The sequence below is a fragment of the Vibrio sp. S9_S30 genome (assembly GCF_014694455.1).
In the GTDB taxonomy this organism is placed as follows: domain Bacteria; phylum Pseudomonadota; class Gammaproteobacteria; order Enterobacterales; family Vibrionaceae; genus Vibrio.
Genome location: NZ_JAAUWT010000009.1, coordinates 23,176 through 40,753 on the forward strand (window position 1 = coordinate 23,176; position 17,578 = coordinate 40,753).

The following is a 17,578-nucleotide window of genomic DNA, read 5'->3' on the forward strand; positions in this document are numbered from 1 at the left end:
AGCGTTGGGTGATTACCCCACCGATGGTTTTTGCTGGCTTTCTCGGTAATTGCTGGCGGTGACGCCGGACATTCGGCGAAAAAAGCGAGCGAAATAAGCCGGGTCGTGAAACCCGAGTTCGTAGCCAATTTGGGTAATCGGTTTTTGGGTGAGCCCAATCAGCCGTTTGGATTCTTGTAAAACCCGTTCGTTAACCAAGCGTTTGGCGGATTTTTCGCTAACGCGTTGGCAAATATTGTTGAGCCGAGATTCGGTGACGCACAGCTCGCTGGCGTATTGAGACAATGTCCAATGGTGGACAAACTGCGCTTCGATCAGCTGGTGGAACTGATGAAATATCTGAGCATCAATATCGCGGATAGAAGACGCCGAATCGGATTCGTCGGACATACGAATAATTTCAATCAACACCAAGCGCACCAACGAATACAGCGCTTTGGCTTTTTCGGTTCGCTCGTTGTGGTATTCATCGTTTAGCAAGGCAAGCAGTGTAAGTACCCGATTCAGCGACGCGTTATGCGTGTTAAGCGGAATGCAGATGCCTTTGGTGGCAAACAGCCCTTTATCGTGTAAGGCGGATGTTTGGCTGAGTATTTGCCAAACGAATTGTTGCCGAATCGTCAGTACGTAGCCTTCGGTTTCCGTTGAAATAGTGAAACCATGCGGCACGGTAGGTGGGGTAAAAAACAACACCGGACCTTCACACTGATAGGTGTGATTATCCAGTTGCAAACGAATGTTACCCGACATCACCACATGCACTTGGTAAAAGCGATCGTGATAATGCACGGGCATATCATGACCAAAGAAGTCCGCCAGATTCTGTATCTGTTCGAAATGCACTTCGCTATCGATATAGCGGCGGTCATACGCTTGGCCGATATCGATGTTCGGGATGCGTGATGTCGCGATATGGGTTTGCGTACCATTGGTTTGCGCGCCACTGGCTTGCGAGACATTAGTTTGCGTGATGCTTTTGAAGTTCTTCGGACTCATAACTCCCCCAAACTGCTTCTCTGCCGATGGTTAAGGGAAAATCGGCAAAGAAGCATCAAACTTACTGAGCAACAGCCAAGTAGTGTTTTACAAACTTGGGGGTGCGGATGTGCCAACGCACTTTTGTGCCTTGCTCCACAAACCAAGAGTCGCCCTGCTTGTAGGTCTGGGATTCGCCTGTCTCTTCATTTGTGAGTTCCACTTCGCCTTCCAAAACCGTGGCGTGTTCAGTGAAGGGGTACTGCATGCGGAATTCGCCTTCAGTACAGCAAAACAAACCACAGCTTACGGCGTCGTCGGGGGCACCTGAAATCATCGCGACCTCGGCTTGAGGTGAGCCTGAAATCACGGTTGAACCAAGGTTTTCGACACTGCCGACAGACATCATTTCAGGCAGGGGCTGATTCAATAGAATCGGTTTCATGGGGTTGTCCTTTTTCGTTGGCTTTTATTAAGCGTATTAATGGGTAAAGCACGTGCTTTTGTGTGTGGGGAGGAAAGGGCGATTTAGCGCCGGCCCATCCAGTACCCCGATATTTGGTGGAAGAGCTTGCCGCCTGTAACGAGTAATGGGCGGGCGACGTCTTTTCCGATCACTCGAGTGAGTGGTATTGAGCTCACCAAACTGTAGCGATCGGTGCTCTCGCTCATGCCTTCCGCCAGCACTTTGCACACAATGTGGCTTGGGGTAACGCCAAAGCCCGAATAGCCTTGCACGTAAAACACGTTATCGTGCCCCGGCAGTGTGCCGACTTGTGGGAACAGGTTAGGAGAACAGCAAAGTGGCCCACCCCACGCCATGTCGATTTTCACGTCTTTCAGGTACGGGAAAATCGTCAGCATATGTTTGCGGTTCCACGCTTTGAGATCGCTTGGCATGTACTCGACCCAGCGTGTTGCGCTCCCAAACAGCAGGCGGTTTTCTTTGGTGACTCGGTAGTAATCGATAACCGGACGAATGTCGCTGTAGGCCCCGCGAATGGGGCTGATGCGCTCAATCATTTCGTCGCTGAGGGGCTCGGTTGCCATTTGGAAGGCATAGGTGTTGATGGTGTGCTGGTGTAAGTGAGGCTCCATTCCTTGCAAAAATCCATTGCAAGCCCACAGGAGTTTTTTCGCGGTCACCGTGCCTCTGGCAGTACGCACTTTGATGTGCTCACCGTATTCCACATCCAGCGCTTGGGTGTTTTCGTAAATAGAGATACCCAATTCAGAGGCGGCTTTTGCTTCGCCAAGCAGCAAATTCAAGGAGTGAACATGCCCAGCGCCCATATGTTTTAAGGCACAAGAGTAGGCTGGCGACCCAATCACATTTTGCACCTCTGAGCCAGTATGCAGCGTGATGTCTTCGTCTGGCGTGGCTTTTTTAAATTCGTCCATCCAAGCACGCAGCGTTTTTTCTTGCCGTCCGTTAAAGCCCAGATACGCGTAACCCTGACAAAAATCCGCATCAATATTGTACTTTTTGACACGCTCACGAATGATGCTCGCGCCAATGTTGCCCAGCTTGAATAGGGTTTCTAGCCCATCTTTGCCCACGTGTTTTTTTACGGTGTCCAAGTCGTGACCCAATCCCGCCATGATTTGACCACCGTTACGACCCGTGCCACCGTAGCCAAGGTGTTTGGCTTCCAGTACAGCAATATTGGTGATGCCTTTTTCGGCCAGCTCCAATGCCGTGTTGATGCCCGTAAAACCACCACCGATGATCACGACATCCACGTCGAGATCGTTTTCCAATGCTGGAAACGACAGGTCGTATTTCTTGGTCGCGGCGTAGTAAGTAAGAGAATTTAAATGTTCCATAATAGTGTTCTTCTGATGTCCATTTCGTCTGTGGTGCCAAGCCCAAACTCAGTAGCCATTGGGACGGGCTTGGTTCCATTTAGCCAAGTTTTGTTTTTGGGCTATATCAACCATCAGGATGAGGTGTAGCAACATCTTGAATGGCATAGGAAAATTCTATAACCCGCCCATCAGCATGTACTTGGTTTCTAGATAATCCTCGATGCCTTGCCTTGCCCCTTCACGCCCTAAGCCAGACGCTTTAATGCCGCCAAATGGCGCAACTTCGGTAGAAATCAGCCCTTCGTTGATGCCGACCATGCCCGCTTCCAATGCTTCGCCAACGCGCCAAGCACGAGCCAGCGATTGGGTATAGAAATACGCGGCGAGCCCAACGTCGGAGCGGTTCGCACGCTCAATAACTTCCTCTTCGGTGTCAAAAGGAAAAATGGCTGCCAGAGGGCCAAAGGTCTCTTCATTGGCGGCGCGCATGTTGTCGGTCATGTTGGTCACAATCATGGGGTGGAGGAACAGGTCGTCGGGGGGCGTGGCGGATCCTGACACCAAGGTTGCCCCTTGCTCTAAGGCGTCACTCACGTGCTCGCAGACTTTACGGACCGCGTGTTCGTTTATCATCGCGCCTATCTGAACGTGGGCATTCATCCCATCGCCAACTTCTAACTTAGCCACCGCAGCTTTGAAACGTTCCACAAACGCATCATGAACGCCTCGCTGCACAAATATTCGATTGGCGCACACACAGGTTTGCCCTGCATTGCGGTATTTCGCCACCATCAGCCCGTTGACCGCCGCATCCAGATCCGCATCATCAAATACAATGAAAGGGGCATTGCCACCCAGTTCAAGCGACAGCTTTTTCACCGTATCGGCCGATTGGTTCATGAGCAGCTTTCCCACGTTGGTGGAGCCAGTGAAGCTGATTTTTCGTACCACAGGGCTTTGCGTTAACGCCCCGCCAATTTGCACCGCATCGCCCGTAACAATATTGAGCACACCCGCTGGCACGCCAGCGCGAAGGGCAAGTTCGCCCAATGCCAAAGCGGTGAACGGGGTTTCAGGGGCTGGCTTAAGCACCACCGCACAGCCCGCCGCTAACGCCGGACCGCATTTTCGGGTGATCATGGCGGCGGGGAAATTCCAAGGCGTAATCGCACCGACCACGCCAATGGGCTCTCGCGTTACCACGATTCGGGCATCGGGTTTGTGGCTTGGAATGGTTTCGCCATAGGTGCGCTTGGCTTCTTCCGAAAACCATTCGATGAAGCTTGCCGCATACGCGATTTCGCCTTTGGCTTCTGCGAACGGCTTTCCTTGTTCCGAGGTAAGAATTGTGGCGAGATCGTCTTGGTGATCGAGCATTAATTCGAACCAGCGGCGAAGAATCAGCGAACGGGATTTGGCGGTTTGCGCTTTCCAGCTTTTTTGTGCTCGCTCTGCCGCCTTGATGCTTTGCTGAGTTTCTTCGGCTCCAAAGTAAGGCACAAATCCAATCGTTTCTTGAGTCGCTGGGTTATAAATAGGTTGGCTTTGGTTACCTTCGCCCACCCATTTCCCGTTGATCAAACATTGTTGTTTTAACAGAGTTGGATCGTTTAATTTCACGTTGCGCTCCTTTGCAAAAAAGCGCCCTTCACCTTGCTATTTTCAAAGCAGGAATCGGGCGGAATGAAACTCGGATCCCATCGTTCATAACGGGATCAGAGAAGGTTCTCTGATCAGAGAATGGCCATTGGATCTGAGAATGACGACTGGCTCAGAGAAGACGCTTTATTCAATAGAAAGAACGGTTCAATAGAGAGAACGGTTTAATAGAGAGGCTGCCTGTAAAGAGAGCCGTTTCTAACCAGAACCGTTTCTAACGAAAGCCGTTTATAACGAAAACAACACGTTCGCTTGCCCTGTTCCCGAGCTTGGGAAGTACTCGCCGATGAGTTCACCTTTGCCTTCATACTTATCCCAACCCAATGCCCCAAACAGCATGGCGGTGTCGTGCATGCCGCCTTCGCCCGAGCACAATTCGGCATAGTCAGGCAGCATTTTTAGGAAGGTTTTGATTTCGCCTTGCGCCCACAGATCCAATACACGCAGATCAACTTGGCGGTTAAATTCTTTAGAAATCGTGAAAGTGCCGTTGTTGGCTTCGTAGTCGTCGTTGTCCCAAATTCGGTGGGAAAGGGACCCCGATGCCAGCAGCATGACTCGGCTGTCACTTTCTTCAATCGCTTCGCGAATGGCTTCACCGACGAGGCGTGAGGAGTCGATGCTGTGCACCGCGCACCAACCCCCAATGGAGACAACCTTGAAGTGGCTGTCTTCATTCATGTAGCGCATAGGAACGAGGGTGCCGTATTCCAAATCGAGCGTTTCCACTTGGTGGGATAGGGTGTGAACGCCTTTCGCCATCGCTTTTTGGGCAATGGCATCCCCTAACTCTGGGTTGCCATCGTAATGGTATGCGAGGTTTTGGATAAAATGCGGAAACTCATGGCTGGTGTAAACGCCTTCAAATTTCTTGTTTGAATTAATGTGATAGCCTGCATTGACCAACCAATGGGTATCGAGCACGACCAATGTGTCGACGTTGTTTTCCTTTGCCATTGCCGCCAACTTTTTATGGCCGTCGATGGCTTGCTGTCGGCAGCCAAATAGACGCCCGGGTTGCTCCGACATCAACATGGTTGGGACGTGTGTAATTTTGGCTGCGATAACCAATTCACCCATAATCATTCTCCTTGTGTTTCATTCACTTTTGGTGCGCCAGCGATGCCAGCGTTGTGCTCACTTGGCCAGTTTTTGATGGATATTATTTTTCTTGTAATTCAAGGTTGGGTGAAGCTCGGTCAGCTCCAGCCCAAAACTCAGGTATCGGGTATCGAACAGGGGAGAAAGATACTCTGTTAAAAAGGCGTGCAGGGTGTCGCCCACGTTTTTGAGTGTGTCTTCATTTCGACCTGCCCCCACCTTGATGGTGAACTGGATAAACCGATTTTCTGGGTCGCCTTCTGCCACCCGAAAGTGCTCGCAGCGGTGGGCACGAATGCGGATGCCCCCCAATGGGAACACCCCCGTGCCTTGCGCCACGTTAGCGAGCTGTTCAAACAGATCGGGAAAATCCACATCGCCATCCAAATTGGCGGAATACTCAACAATAAAGTGAGGCATTTAGCCCTCCTTACCCAATTGAGGCACTGTGTGCTGATCGTGGGCGATGCAAATGTTCTTGGTTTCCATGTAGAAATCGAAACTCCAGTCGCCGCCATCACGGCCCACCCCCGACATCTTCACGCCGCCAAAGGGAGAAGGGAGGTTTCGGTTGTTTTCAGAGTTGACCCACACCATGCCCGCTTCTATTTGGTGGGCGCATCGCATAGAGCGGCCGGTATCGCCTGTCCAAATGTACGCCGCCAAGCCATATTGGGTATCGTTGGCGATGCTTAGGGCTTCTTCTTCCGTCTCAAAGGTGAGCACCGATAGCACGGGACCGAAGATTTCTTCACGCGCGACTTTCATGTCGTTATTCACGTTGGTGATCAGCGCAGGAGCAAAGTAATACCCTTCTGCGGGTGCGGTGTCGGATACGGTGCCACGTGTGACGTCTGCCCCTTCTTGCTTGGCGGATTCCAGATAGTTGGTGACTTTGTTTAAATGCGTCGGGTGAATAAGCGGGCCCACTTCGGTATCGAGATCGAGTGGGTGCCCCACCTTTAGCAAGCTCACTCGGTGTTTCAACTTGGTGATGAATTCATCTTTGATGGACGATTGAAGGATCAAGCGGCTGGAGCTGGTGCAGCGCTGGCCGTTCAAGCTGTAAATCATGAAAACTACCGCATCAAGGGCGCGATCCATATTGGCATCGTCGAACACCAATACGGGGTTTTTGCCACCCAATTCAAAATGGACGCGTTTTAACGTTGCCGCGCCTTGCGCCTGAATCATGGAGCCGGTGGTGGTTTCCCCAACAAAGGCCACCGCTTTGATTGCGGGGTGTTCGGTGAGTGCTTTTCCTGCCACTTCCCCAAACCCATTCACCATGTTCCAAACGCCCGCGGGCAGCCCAGCCGCTTGTGCGCACTCCGCCAAAATAGCCGCGCTAAGTGGACTGAACTCGGCAGGTTTGTGTACGACGGTGCAGCCCGCGGCGAGGGCAGGGGCGATTTTCCATGTTGATAACATGAAAGGGGTATTCCATGGGGTAATCACCCCCACGGGGCCAATAGGGGTGCGCACGGTGAAGTTGGTGTGTGCGTCTTGAAACAACGAGTCGCCATTTTTGGCTTCTGGTGCCTTATCGGCAAAGAAGCGGAAGTTCGCTGCACCGCGCACGGCCGCTTGCTTCATAAATCGAAAGGCTTGACCACAATCCACCGATTCTACAAGGGCAATTTCTTCGGCTCGGCGCTCTATTTCATCCGCGAGTTTATGTAAGATTTGGCGACGTTTTGCCCCAGACAGCCCCGACCATTCTCCAAAGGCACGTTGCGCGGCCGTGCAGGCGAGGTTCACGTCTTCTTCTGTGCCTTTCACTACTGTACCAAGGCGTTTATTGTTAATGGGGCTCAGGTTTTCAAAAGTGTTGGAACCCGTTCCTAGCGTCCATTCCCCATTAATGAAGTGGCCTAATGTATCGGCTTTAAAACGCGCCAGATAGTGCCTGGCTTGGGTAATTTGCGTATCGAGAGTTGTCATGCTTAATCCTTGCTTTCAAAGTATTCCGTTTCACTGACCATGCGCGTGGTTAAGGTGCCGAGCCCTTCAATGGAACACTCGACCACATCGCCGGGTTGGGTGTCTTTCAGTCCTTTTGGCGTACCCGTTGCAATCATGTCGCCGGGTTGCAATGTGAGGGTTTGGCTTAGGTATTCAATCAGTTCTGGTATGCTGAAAATCATGCCGTTGGTGTTACCGGTTTGAACCACCTCGCCATTCACTTTGGTTTCCAGCGACAAGTTGCCGACGTTTGGCAACTCATCTTTGCTCACCAACCAAGGGCCGATAGGGCAAAGGGAATCGCGGCTTTTCACTTTCAGGTTGGGGCGGTAGTAATTTTCAAGGTAGTCGCGGATCGCGAAGTCATTACAAATGGTGTAACCCGCAACGTGGTCCAGCGCGTCTTCACGAGAGATGTGTTTGCCTTTCTTGCCAATCACCGCCACCAGTTCGCATTCGTGATGCATAAAAGCCACATTGTCTGGGCGATACGTTGGGCATTCATGCCCGGTGAGCGTGTTGGCACCTTTTATAAAAACCAGCGGTACTTCTGGGGCAGAAAAAGCCAATTCTGACGCGTGATCCGCGTAGTTAAGACCGAGCGCAAAAATCGTTCCTGGGTTTTCGACTGGGCACAGCCACGTGATGTTGTCGTTTGAGACCACGGTGCCATCGGGTGCGATAAAGTGACCATTCCGATCGATGGTGATGTTCAGGGGGTGACCGTCTTTGAGGATACGTGCGGTTCTCATTGGGCATACTCCCCTAAACGGCTGGTGAGATGATGTTGACCATTAATGCTGGATTCGATTTTGTCGCCAGCGCGCACGGCTATGCGCTCCCCGTGAAAACACGGGGCGATGATGTCGCCCGGTTCCAACGTCATGATGAAAGAGATACGTTCAATCAGATCGAGAATGTCGGTTTCAAAATGGTCGGTGGAAATGTCACCCCGCCATTTGCCGTTGATTTTGGTGGAGACAACGGTGGATGATCGAAAAGATCGGGATGAACGCGCACTCGCTGAAGAGGAAAGCAGGCTGGTGGGCTGCCAGTTGCCGTTCATGGCGGCCGATTTATCGATGCCTTTTCCAAGAATGTCTGGGCGGTAGTAGCTGTCTTCCGGTGATGAGATGTCGTGCACCACGCTCACACCAGAAACGTAGTTTAAGGCATCGCCTCGGTTTACACGTTGGCAGCGTTGACCAATCAGTAGCGCAAGGCTGGCTCCGACCACGAGCGATGTGTTCGGCTTTTCGACTGGTATTAACGCATTGTCTTTATTCCATGTATTTCTGGGCTTGAAATACAGAACAGGCTCGGTTGGCAGCGCGTTGTAGGGCGGCTGCTGAAATTTGTTGTACCATTCTTGGCGATGGCGTTGGTCGTTCAGCGCCACACAAACCAGTTTGGACTGGCTGTTGGGTAAAATCGTCATGTTGAATCCTTAAGTCTGCAAGCCTTTAATAACCGCTTCCGCTTGGGGCTGCGTCTTGTTGTCCTTTACATTGGGCGACCAGCGCTTTCGCGCCATTCGACAGCAGTAAGGTGTCTACGCCAATGCCGATAAAACTCGCCCCACAATCGGCGTAGTGCTGGGCTTTGGCTGGGTTGAGGCACAAAATGCCTGCGGCTTTCCCTGCTTGTCGAATGGTGCCAATCGCCTTTTCGATAGCGGCAACCACCTCGGGGTGATCGGGGTTTCCCACATGCCCCATCGAGGCAGACAAGTCGGTAGGGCCGATGAATACGCCGTCGATGCCATCGATTGCCACAATCGCGTCTAAGTTGTTCAGTGCCGTTTGCGTTTCCGCTTGAACCAGTAAACACACTTCTTGGTTAGCGCTGTGCACGTACCCCGGGATCTGATTCCAGCGTGCTGCTCGCGCTAGCGAACTGCCCATGCCGCGACGACCTTGAGGTGGGTAACGACAATCCAACACTAACGACTGTGCTTGCTCGGCAGTATCAACCATCGGTATTAGAAGCGTTTGTGCGCCAATATCGAGAAGGCGCTTGATCACCGTGGTGTTTCCCTCGGCTGGGCGAACAATGGTGGACGTGTTGTAAGGTTCAATTGCGCGCAGTTGAGCAAGCACATCCCCAAGTTCAAAGGGGGCATGTTCTCCATCGATAAGCAGCCAATCGAAGCCCGCACCCGCGCAGATCTCGGCCGCGGTTGGATCGGGCAAGCCTTGCCACAAGCCCCATTGAAGCTGGTGGTTGGTGAGTTTGGATTTGAATTGATTTTTCATAAGTGCTCCGCCTTTATCTGTGCGCCGCTTGCATTGGTGCCCTTGCGTTTATTTGTGTTTCTGCTGTCATCTGAGCCACGGTTTCCATCCAAGCCGCAGTTTTCATCTAAGCCACGGTTTTCATCCGTGAGCCTAAACAAACGACACCGAGATGCCGCCTAACGGGCCGTAATCGGCATGCACGGTATCGCCCGCTTTGACGGCAACTGGGCGGGTGAAGGAGCCAGAAAGAATGACTTGCCCCGCTTCCAACCCAATGCCGTGTGGCGCAAAACGTTTGCACACCCAACAGATGCCGTTGGCAGGGTGCCCAAGCACGCCAGAAGCCAGCCCCGTTTCTTCAATTTGCCCGTTCAGATACAGCGCCGCCCCCGCCCAGCGAATGTCCATGTTGTCTGGTCGAATAGGGCGACCCCCAATAATGATTCCGCCATTGGCGGCGTTGTCGGCAATGGTGTCGTACACCTTACGGGTGTAGCCTGTTTCTGGGTCGGTTCGGTGGCAGCGAGCCGCGATCAGCTCCATGGCGGGCACCACGTAATCGGTGGCATTGAGCACATCAAATATGGTGACGTTTTCACCTTTTAACGGGGCTTTTAGAACAAACGCCAGCTCAACTTCAATGCGAGGATCGAGAAAATCGCCCGCGGGGATCGATGCGCCATCCGGAAAAAACATGTCGTCTAGCAATACGCCGAAATCCGGTTGATCGATGTTCACCGCCATTTGCATGGCTCTCGATGTCAGCCCGATCTTGTAGCCTTTCACCTGTGCCCCATTTTTGATTTTCTGATCCACCCAGCTTTTCTGAATGGCGTAAGCATCGTCCATCGTCATATCTGGATAAGAGAGCGTCAGGGCGGGAATGGGCTGGCGGTTTAATTCCGCTTGATAAAGCCTTTGCGCGGCATTTTCTACTTCTTCCTTTTTGAGCATGCTACTTCCTTATTTATTATCGATTTTGTTTGTTCTTTATTTATCTATATCAACATAGAATCCAGAAGTAAAAATGGCGAGAATGATTAGGCGATGCCATTCATAAGATATATTTTTATTAAATTCATTGAGTTAATTTTCTTTGGGGTAAATACCGTATTGAAAAGTGCAATCCATTAAAAGGAAAAGCCATATCTATATATCTCCCTTTATTTAATATGGACATGCGATCCTACACTCGAAGGGAATAGGTAAATGGAACAGGATAACCAAAAAAAATTCAGAGATGCTATGTCGAACCTTGCGGCAGCGGTGAACATTGTAACCACAGGTGGGCAAGCTGGGTTGGGGGGCATTACTGCCACGGCTGTGTGCTCGGTAAGTGACGCTCCAGCCACCATGTTAGTGTGTGTTAACCAGCAATGTGGCAGCCATGATAAGTTTCGTGAAAATCAACATATCTGCATAAACATTTGCAGTGAAGAGCAAGAGACTATGTCGTATCACTTTGCGGGTATGACCAAGCTACCGATGGAAGAAAGATTTGCACTGCCCGAATGGAAACTGACTGAAAAAGGCGTGCCGAAACTCGAAGGGGCAATAGCCAATTTAGAAGGAAAAATTAAAAGCGTAAACGAAGTTGGAACCCATTCTGTATTTTTTGTCGAAATAGAAAATATTGATATTAATTCAAGTAAAGATGCACTTATTTATTTTAATAGAGAGTTTAGAACCGTAAAAATCGGCGCAGAAAAGGCCGCTTAAATTGGAAAGTACCAACACTTCTTTGAAAAATACAATAATGTGAGACAACGATGAAGACGAATAACCCATTACTCGACGAACTGAATAAAATCCTTCCTACCATTGCTGACAATGCCGCCATAGCCGAGCGAGACCGAACGCCACCGGAAGTGAACATACGCTTATTAAAAAGCATTAACTTTCACCGCGCTTTACAGCCTAAAGCCTACGGTGGGCTGGAAGTGTCTTTGCCGGAATTTACAAACTGCGTTGCCGCGTTAGCAGGCGCGTGCGGTGGCACCGCGTGGGCGGCAAGTTTGCTTTCTACCCACAGCCACCAAATGGCGATGTTTTCCAAGCAGGCGCAAGAAGAATTTTGGGGCGAGAACCCAGATGCGACCGCCAGCAGCAGTATTGCACCATTTGGCAAAGCGGTGGAAGTTGAAGGCGGGGTCTTGTTCAACGGGCATATGCGCTGGAGCAGCGGTTGCGACCATGCTGAGTGGGCGATTGTCGGTTTTTGGCGTGAAGGTATTCAAGGCGAACGAATCTATTCATTCGGTGTGGTGCCGCGCAGCGAATACCGCATTCAAGACGACTGGTTTGCAGCTGGCATGAAATCTAGCGGCACCAAAACCCTGATCATCGAAGATGTGTTCATTCCAGAACACCGCATAGAAGCCGCGAAAGACATGATGGAAGGGAAATCAGCAGGGTTTGGTTTATACCCAGACAGCAACATCTTTTACGCGCCTTATCGCCCCTATTTTGCTTGCGGATTTTCCGCGATCAGCCTTGGCATTGCCGAGCGCATGCTACAAGTGTTTAAAGAGAAAACCAAAAACCGCGTGCGCGCTTATACCGGCGTGAACGTTGGTGGCGCGACGCCTGCATTAATGCGCCTTGCGGAATCGACTCACCAAGTGAACGCTGCGCGAGCCTTTCTAGAAAAAACATGGGAGCAGCACAAAGAATACGGCGAGCAAAAACGCTACCCAGATCGCGAAACACTAGCACACTGGCGAACAAACCAAGCCTACGCAGTAAAAATGTGCATTGAAGCCGTAGACCGTTTGTTTGAGGCGATGGGCGGCAATTCATGGTTTGAAGACAACGAAGCCCAGCGCCTATTCAGAGACTCGCACATGACAGGCGCACACGCCTACACCGACTACGATGTATGCGCTCAGATCTTTGGCCGAGAGCTCATGGGGCTAGAACCCGACCCTTCCATGGTTTAAGCCGCCTACTCGCTTAGAACGCCAATCCCTTTGGTTCGGGCTTCGCCTTTTCCACCGTGGCTCGCTTTTTCATTCGAAGCGAGCTGCGTTTGTCTTTCCAAAGAATGGTGTTCCAGTAGCCTAAACACATTTAATGAGAATAATTATCAATAAAATGTTTGACAATATAAATGAGAATGATTATTGTTTGTTTCGTCGAAAGGGAAAAAGAACCGGTTTGTCATAGAGTTGAATCATTTAACTCGGCACTTTTTAAAGTAGTGGTAAATCGAATCTGGATTTCTTTGACACGACATTGCTCACATTGCTTCCAGTGTAATTTATAGCTTATGGAAAGGTTGGCTTAGTTTCGACCTTACTCAATTTTGCTAAGCGACACATCTTTATGTGTCGCTTTTTCTTTTCTGCGTTCCTGCTTTTTCTCCTTTCTTTTCATTTGCTTGGCGATTTTTTTCTATCTTGGTAGGCGTTGTGATGAAATACACCCGAACGGATTCTACTTTCCTTTGGGGCGGTACACGGCATACTTCACCCTTTATATTAGTTGTCGCCGTTTTTGGGTAATCTCCGCTACCGCAGAACTACTTGAAATAGCCGCTAACCTCTTTCAGCCCACTTAGCGTTTGTTGCTTCCATCTACCTACTTGTAAATGAACACTGAAATTTTAGGCTTAACGTGGAAATGGACAAAAGCGTGTTAGTCACTCTATGAAAATCTAACTTGCTTCACTTCAGTAGGAAAAAGCAAGGCCATTCTCCATTCTCCAGACTTACAAGCAGAAAGAGCTAGTTGTGTGAAAAAGTTACTCAAGTAACAGAGAGTTGAAACTGAAATGATTCACCACTGGTTTACATTCAACAAACCTCAATAAATCTAAATAAATAAGTGACTTACAATAGTGACAGGACCATAAAACTTGAATATCCTAAGGTGGCTTATTGGCTACTGCACTAGTTATAACGGCAAGGTGCAATCATCAAATTATTAGCGTTTAGTCGGAGAACTAACAATGTCAGATTATTGCTTTTTTACACCAGAGTCGCTCGAGAGAGTTGAATCAGCCGGATTACGCGACGTTCTAACCGACTATTCAAATGAATTAAAGAAGCAGATTTATGTTCTCGCTCGCCCATTGTCTAAAGAAGACTTGGAGTATGAATATGATCAAGCAGTTGTTATTTTCTCTTCTGGTTCCAACCCATGCTTTATCAACTTGTCTGATGATGAAGAAGAAGAGAACGAGGACTTCGAAGACTTCATCGATGATTTCATTGATGACATAGCATTTCTTTCTGAAAAGTTTGAATATAGAAAGAAAATAGGACGTAAAAAAGCATGGAAGCATCTTTTTAAAAACGCTAAAAAAGACAGTTTTAACCTTCCTCAGCTCATTATCGACAATCCTGTAGATAAGAGGATGTCTGACTTAATCACATCCCTAGTGATTGGTAGCATCAACGATGTTTCAAAAATAAGCCTTACAACAACTAATCTCTTAGATACTGTCAAATCTAAAATAGTTCTCTTCGATACCGACCAAACTGGTTTTGTTTATAAAATGGGCACGGGTAAGAAATTTGTAATCCAAGGATTAGCTGGCTCAGGTAAAACCGAACTCTTACTCCATAAAATCAAAGAGCTATATTCAAATGAACAAGACGCCAGAATAGCGTTTACATGTTTCAACAAAATACTAGCGTCCAGTATGAAAAAGCGCATCCCTGAATTCTTTAACTTCATGAAAGTTGAAAGACAAATTGAGTGGGACGAAAAATTATTCTGTTTTAGTTCATGGGGTAATGGAAACGCACCATTCTCAGGAATGTACCGTTATATCTGTCATAAGTATGACATTCCATTTGGAACTCTTAGAACTGGTTCTTTAGAGTTTTTCAGTAAAGAAGCTGTACGATTACTAAGAGAACGCATTGAGAGCGGGGAGCAACACGAATTTATTTTCGATTATGTCTTCATAGATGAAAGTCAGGACTTTGGTGAAAGCTTCATAGAACTGTGCGAATTAATTACCGAGAGTAAAGTTTTTGTAGCCGGCGATGTTTTTCAGAATATATTTCGTCCAATAGATGACTCTGTACGTCATGCAAACCTTGTTTTAAAAAAGTGTTATCGCACAGACCCTAAAAACCTAATGTTCTCACATGCTCTCGGTATGGGGTTATATGAACAACCTGTACTTAGATGGCTCCAAGACAACGAATGGGCAGCATGTGGCTATAACTACTCAGAGGAAAACGGGAAAGCTATCGTAAGTCGAGACGCTTTAAGTAGATTTGAAGATATTCCTGAAGATTATAAATCCACCTCATTACATGTAGTCGAAAAAGGAGCATCAATATCAAATTCGATTGTTCAGGTTATCGAGCGTATTGTAGAACAGCATAACACCGTGACTCCTGGTGATATAGCTGTTCTGTTTTTAGACAAAAGTAGCTACATATACGACGAAATCCCAACACTGACTAATGAAGTTGAAAGTAAGTTTGGGTGGGATGTAAACATATCTCATGAGAGTAAAACCACAGACTCTTCAAAAATGTTTATTTCCAATATAAACAACGCTAAAGGTTTGGAGTTTCCGTTCGTTATTTGTTTTGCTCTCAATCTTCATAGGGGCACTTACTTTAGAAATGGCCTTTACACGATGATGGCTCGCTCTTTCTTAGAAAGCCACTTGGTAGTAAGCGACAGCACTGATGCAGACCTACTCACAGCCTTAGAAGATGGAATGGAATGCATGAATGCGAATGGTTACATGAGTCTTCGTATACCACCACCTGAAGAAGTCGAAAGCCAAAACTCTCTACTCATTTGGAATGAGTCCCCATCTATCGAGGACAAAGTAAAAGAGTTTTGCGATGAGAAAGGAGCATCCCCACGCTTAAAGGCTAAGCTAATTCAGCGTATGAATAATCTAATGGATGGTCTTGAAGAAGACGATGATTACTTCACCGACATGATTAATGCGGAATACAGAAGATTTGTTAAGTTATGAGTACATTTTACTTCAATGACATTCCCCCACATGTTTTAAATAGGCTGATCGCCGTAAGGGAACCTGTCGATAATTTATGGAACGTGTTGGTAGTCGTTGAGGCCATAAACTGTGCCCCACAGTACCATCAAATTACTTATGACCCGTTTGATGTGGCAGTTTTCACTCAAAACTGCCAAAGATTCTTGGTACAAAAGGAGGATGGCTATTTCTCAATGTCGAACCCCTTTCAAGTAATCATTCAAGACGACACTATGCTTTTTAACTGTGACCAACTTCAGGAGCAAGTTGGTGGCATGCTAATATCTATACTAAAGAATGCTATCACCACATTTAAGAATGAAGGGCATTCACATGAGAACATTATCGTTTCAATCTCAGAGAACTTTAGTCTAGATGTCCAAGAGAGCATTAGATACTACGATACCTTTGCATCGTTAATATCTGAAGAACATGGTTATTTTAGATTTGATGACGACCCTGACAACATCAACGGCAACATTCATCCTCGATATCACTTTGATATTTTTTGCACTAATTCATCAGCACTGAAAGTTGGAACGCCTAGCCTTGCTGGCACTGACTATTTCTTAGCCTTAGCTGACAAAACGGTTGATAAGAAATATCTCGCAGATAGCACTCAAGTTTTATAAGTTTGGCCTCCAATTATTTGGAGGCTTTCTCTAACTGAGTCAAATACTCATCGCAAAAGTATGCACTGATGTTAGTCGTAAGTCATTTAGGGGCAAAAGTGATTCAGCCAAAAACCTACTGGCTTTTTAATAGACAGTCCCTTCTTAGCACTAAAATTTCATTCGATATGTAGCGAGTTATCTCTATGTATGCTTATCCGTTGACAGTTCTAAACAATGTACAACCGATGATTGGAGCTGTATTCCCTACCAATTCAAATCGTATTCCGTCGCTTTTCTGCCTCCCTTTTGGCAATCGTTGTTTTTTCGATAAAGAGGTTCGCCAGCAACAAACCCGACAATCTTTTTCTCAATTTATAGGAATGTTCGTTAGTTCTTCTAGGTTACAAGAACCTCATTGAGCCGTGTAACTATCAAGAAAGTCAGTTTCAGCTTTCTATGAAGGCTACCGAATATGAAGGCAAACAATATGGCCAAGCTAAAATTCGCCTGTAGACTTATAGTTTTTTAGGCTCAATACAATGAAAATACTATGCTTTATTGTTGTATACGCTTTATTTTTGGGGTCTATCAAAGCAAAGGAAGGTCATTTTATTAAAACAAATAGATATGAACTCACTCCTGAAATAAGTGGAAAACTTGTATCAGAAGGTACTCCAATAGCAGGTGCAGTTATTGAATTAGCAATTGGAGCTATGGGAGATACACGGGTCCATCAAAGCATCACTGACCAAAATGGGAGTTTTTATTTTGACGAGGTGGTATTTAATAAACTAAATAGCCTTGGTGTGTTTGATGAACAATTGGTGAGTGTCTCAATTGATACTGATATCGGAGATAAAAACATTAAAATCTGGCGGACGATGACAGCTGGTTATCGTTTCAAGCCTTTCATGGTTAATAATTTGTCCAATCTTGCGTGTGATGTGAACTCGGATTTACAGTATTTCATTTTCTCTATAGACGGTAATGACTATGAAGTTCATAGCGTCTGCGATCTACAAGGAAGCGACGAATCTGGCAAATATTAAAAAGAGTAAGTGTGTCGATTCCTACCTTTATCGACGTTGATGACTAGTATTCACTCCTACCCAAGCCACCCAAAACCCCCACCCAATAAAAATGCAATACTGACCGCAGTTGGTTATATTTTGTTCAAACGATCGGCGGAATTGCCTTTTATGATGGTTGCCCCACACCCGATGCGTTGTCTCTATGCTAACTTA

The 17,578-nt window shown here is 47.7% G+C and carries 17 protein-coding genes; 6 read left to right on the top strand and 11 right to left on the bottom strand.

Going from position 1 to position 17,578, the window contains the following annotated elements; translation table 11 throughout:
- Nucleotides 1-12: 12 nt before the first annotated feature.
- From hpaA to HC752_RS12140, 3 genes are all read right to left on the bottom strand, one after another.
- A complete protein-coding gene (gene hpaA / locus HC752_RS12130) occupies nucleotides 13-996 on the bottom strand; it encodes a 4-hydroxyphenylacetate catabolism regulatory protein HpaA (RefSeq protein WP_190335390.1) in 984 nt (327 codons plus the stop codon).
- Between the two features lie 61 nt (nucleotides 997-1,057).
- Entirely contained in the window at nucleotides 1,058-1,420 is a 363-nt protein-coding gene (locus tag HC752_RS12135; RefSeq protein ID WP_190335391.1) for a cupin domain-containing protein, read from the bottom strand.
- Between the two features lie 83 nt (nucleotides 1,421-1,503).
- Nucleotides 1,504-2,802 (bottom strand): NAD(P)/FAD-dependent oxidoreductase, encoded by a 1,299-nt coding sequence (locus HC752_RS12140; RefSeq protein ID WP_190335392.1) that lies wholly within the window; start codon nucleotides 2,800-2,802, stop codon nucleotides 1,504-1,506.
- Between HC752_RS12140 and HC752_RS12145 the strand changes: the two genes are divergently transcribed.
- The gene (locus HC752_RS12145; RefSeq protein ID WP_190335393.1) at nucleotides 2,794-2,931 is read left to right on the top strand and encodes a hypothetical protein; all 138 of its coding nucleotides are present in this window, start codon (nucleotides 2,794-2,796) and stop codon (nucleotides 2,929-2,931) included. The two genes, HC752_RS12140 and HC752_RS12145, sit on opposite strands and share 9 nt — an antisense overlap.
- 27 nt (nucleotides 2,932-2,958) lie before the next feature.
- Here the strand turns inward: HC752_RS12145 and HC752_RS12150 are convergent, their stop codons facing one another.
- From HC752_RS12150 to hpaH, 8 genes are all read right to left on the bottom strand, one after another.
- Nucleotides 2,959-4,404 (bottom strand): succinate-semialdehyde dehydrogenase, encoded by a 1,446-nt coding sequence (locus HC752_RS12150; RefSeq protein ID WP_190335394.1) that lies wholly within the window; start codon nucleotides 4,402-4,404, stop codon nucleotides 2,959-2,961.
- A 267-nt stretch (nucleotides 4,405-4,671) separates the two neighbouring features.
- Nucleotides 4,672-5,523 (bottom strand): 3,4-dihydroxyphenylacetate 2,3-dioxygenase, encoded by an 852-nt coding sequence (hpaD, locus tag HC752_RS12155; protein WP_190335395.1) that lies wholly within the window; start codon nucleotides 5,521-5,523, stop codon nucleotides 4,672-4,674.
- Nucleotides 5,524-5,580: 57 nt separating this feature from the next.
- Complete coding sequence (locus HC752_RS12160) at nucleotides 5,581-5,964, bottom strand: 5-carboxymethyl-2-hydroxymuconate Delta-isomerase (RefSeq protein WP_190335396.1); 384 nt, start codon at nucleotides 5,962-5,964, stop codon at nucleotides 5,581-5,583.
- A complete protein-coding gene (gene hpaE / locus HC752_RS12165; RefSeq protein WP_190335398.1) occupies nucleotides 5,965-7,488 on the bottom strand; it encodes a 5-carboxymethyl-2-hydroxymuconate semialdehyde dehydrogenase in 1,524 nt (507 codons plus the stop codon).
- A 2-nt stretch (nucleotides 7,489-7,490) separates the two neighbouring features.
- Nucleotides 7,491-8,261: a fumarylacetoacetate hydrolase family protein gene (locus tag HC752_RS12170; protein WP_190335400.1), complete on the bottom strand. Its 771-nt coding sequence runs from the start codon at nucleotides 8,259-8,261 to the stop codon at nucleotides 7,491-7,493.
- A complete protein-coding gene (locus HC752_RS12175; RefSeq protein ID WP_190335401.1) occupies nucleotides 8,258-8,947 on the bottom strand; it encodes a fumarylacetoacetate hydrolase family protein in 690 nt (229 codons plus the stop codon). The genes HC752_RS12170 and HC752_RS12175 overlap by 4 nt, the downstream gene beginning before the upstream one ends.
- Nucleotides 8,948-8,972: 25 nt before the next feature.
- The gene (hpaI, locus tag HC752_RS12180; protein WP_190335403.1) at nucleotides 8,973-9,764 is read right to left on the bottom strand and encodes a 4-hydroxy-2-oxoheptanedioate aldolase; all 792 of its coding nucleotides are present in this window, start codon (nucleotides 9,762-9,764) and stop codon (nucleotides 8,973-8,975) included.
- Between the two features lie 132 nt (nucleotides 9,765-9,896).
- Complete coding sequence (gene hpaH, locus HC752_RS12185; RefSeq protein WP_190335405.1) at nucleotides 9,897-10,700, bottom strand: 2-oxo-hept-4-ene-1,7-dioate hydratase; 804 nt, start codon at nucleotides 10,698-10,700, stop codon at nucleotides 9,897-9,899.
- Between the two features lie 255 nt (nucleotides 10,701-10,955).
- Here hpaH and hpaC point away from each other — a divergent pair, with 255 nt between their 5' ends.
- From hpaC to HC752_RS12210, 5 genes are all read left to right on the top strand, one after another.
- On the top strand, nucleotides 10,956-11,465 hold the full coding sequence (gene hpaC / locus HC752_RS12190; RefSeq protein WP_190335406.1) for a 4-hydroxyphenylacetate 3-monooxygenase, reductase component: 510 nt from the start codon (nucleotides 10,956-10,958) through the stop codon (nucleotides 11,463-11,465).
- Nucleotides 11,466-11,515: 50 nt separating this feature from the next.
- On the top strand, nucleotides 11,516-12,685 hold the full coding sequence (locus HC752_RS12195; protein WP_190335408.1) for a p-hydroxyphenylacetate 3-hydroxylase oxygenase component: 1,170 nt from the start codon (nucleotides 11,516-11,518) through the stop codon (nucleotides 12,683-12,685).
- Nucleotides 12,686-13,695: 1,010 nt separating this feature from the next.
- Nucleotides 13,696-15,699: a DEAD/DEAH box helicase gene (locus tag HC752_RS12200; RefSeq protein WP_190335409.1), complete on the top strand. Its 2,004-nt coding sequence runs from the start codon at nucleotides 13,696-13,698 to the stop codon at nucleotides 15,697-15,699.
- A complete protein-coding gene (locus tag HC752_RS12205; protein WP_190335410.1) occupies nucleotides 15,696-16,352 on the top strand; it encodes a hypothetical protein in 657 nt (218 codons plus the stop codon). Before HC752_RS12200 ends, HC752_RS12205 begins: the two co-directional genes overlap by 4 nt.
- Before the next feature lie 521 nt (nucleotides 16,353-16,873).
- Nucleotides 16,874-17,383 carry a DUF6795 domain-containing protein gene (locus HC752_RS12210; RefSeq protein WP_190335411.1) on the top strand — a complete coding sequence of 170 codons (510 nt, stop codon included), beginning with the start codon at nucleotides 16,874-16,876 and terminating at the stop codon, nucleotides 17,381-17,383.
- Nucleotides 17,384-17,578 lie beyond the last annotated feature (195 nt).

Excerpts from the sequence above, each read along its gene's own strand:
- hpaA (WP_190335390.1), bottom strand. The coding sequence starts at position 996 with ATGAGTCCGAAGAACTTCAAAAGCATCACGCAAACTAATGTCTCGCAA.
- HC752_RS12135 (WP_190335391.1), bottom strand. The coding sequence starts at position 1,420 with ATGAAACCGATTCTATTGAATCAGCCCCTGCCTGAAATGATGTCTGTC.
- HC752_RS12145 (WP_190335393.1), top strand. The coding sequence starts at position 2,794 with ATGTTCCATAATAGTGTTCTTCTGATGTCCATTTCGTCTGTGGTGCCA.
- HC752_RS12140 (WP_190335392.1), bottom strand. The coding sequence starts at position 2,802 with ATGGAACATTTAAATTCTCTTACTTACTACGCCGCGACCAAGAAATAC.
- hpaD (WP_190335395.1), bottom strand. The coding sequence starts at position 5,523 with ATGGGTGAATTGGTTATCGCAGCCAAAATTACACACGTCCCAACCATG.
- HC752_RS12160 (WP_190335396.1), bottom strand. The coding sequence starts at position 5,964 with ATGCCTCACTTTATTGTTGAGTATTCCGCCAATTTGGATGGCGATGTG.
- hpaE (WP_190335398.1), bottom strand. The coding sequence starts at position 7,488 with ATGACAACTCTCGATACGCAAATTACCCAAGCCAGGCACTATCTGGCG.
- HC752_RS12170 (WP_190335400.1), bottom strand. The coding sequence starts at position 8,261 with ATGAGAACCGCACGTATCCTCAAAGACGGTCACCCCCTGAACATCACC.
- HC752_RS12175 (WP_190335401.1), bottom strand. The coding sequence starts at position 8,947 with ATGACGATTTTACCCAACAGCCAGTCCAAACTGGTTTGTGTGGCGCTG.
- hpaI (WP_190335403.1), bottom strand. The coding sequence starts at position 9,764 with ATGAAAAATCAATTCAAATCCAAACTCACCAACCACCAGCTTCAATGG.
- hpaH (WP_190335405.1), bottom strand. The coding sequence starts at position 10,700 with ATGCTCAAAAAGGAAGAAGTAGAAAATGCCGCGCAAAGGCTTTATCAA.
- hpaC (WP_190335406.1), top strand. The coding sequence starts at position 10,956 with ATGGAACAGGATAACCAAAAAAAATTCAGAGATGCTATGTCGAACCTT.
- HC752_RS12195 (WP_190335408.1), top strand. The coding sequence starts at position 11,516 with ATGAAGACGAATAACCCATTACTCGACGAACTGAATAAAATCCTTCCT.
- HC752_RS12200 (WP_190335409.1), top strand. The coding sequence starts at position 13,696 with ATGTCAGATTATTGCTTTTTTACACCAGAGTCGCTCGAGAGAGTTGAA.
- HC752_RS12205 (WP_190335410.1), top strand. The coding sequence starts at position 15,696 with ATGAGTACATTTTACTTCAATGACATTCCCCCACATGTTTTAAATAGG.
- HC752_RS12210 (WP_190335411.1), top strand. The coding sequence starts at position 16,874 with ATGAAAATACTATGCTTTATTGTTGTATACGCTTTATTTTTGGGGTCT.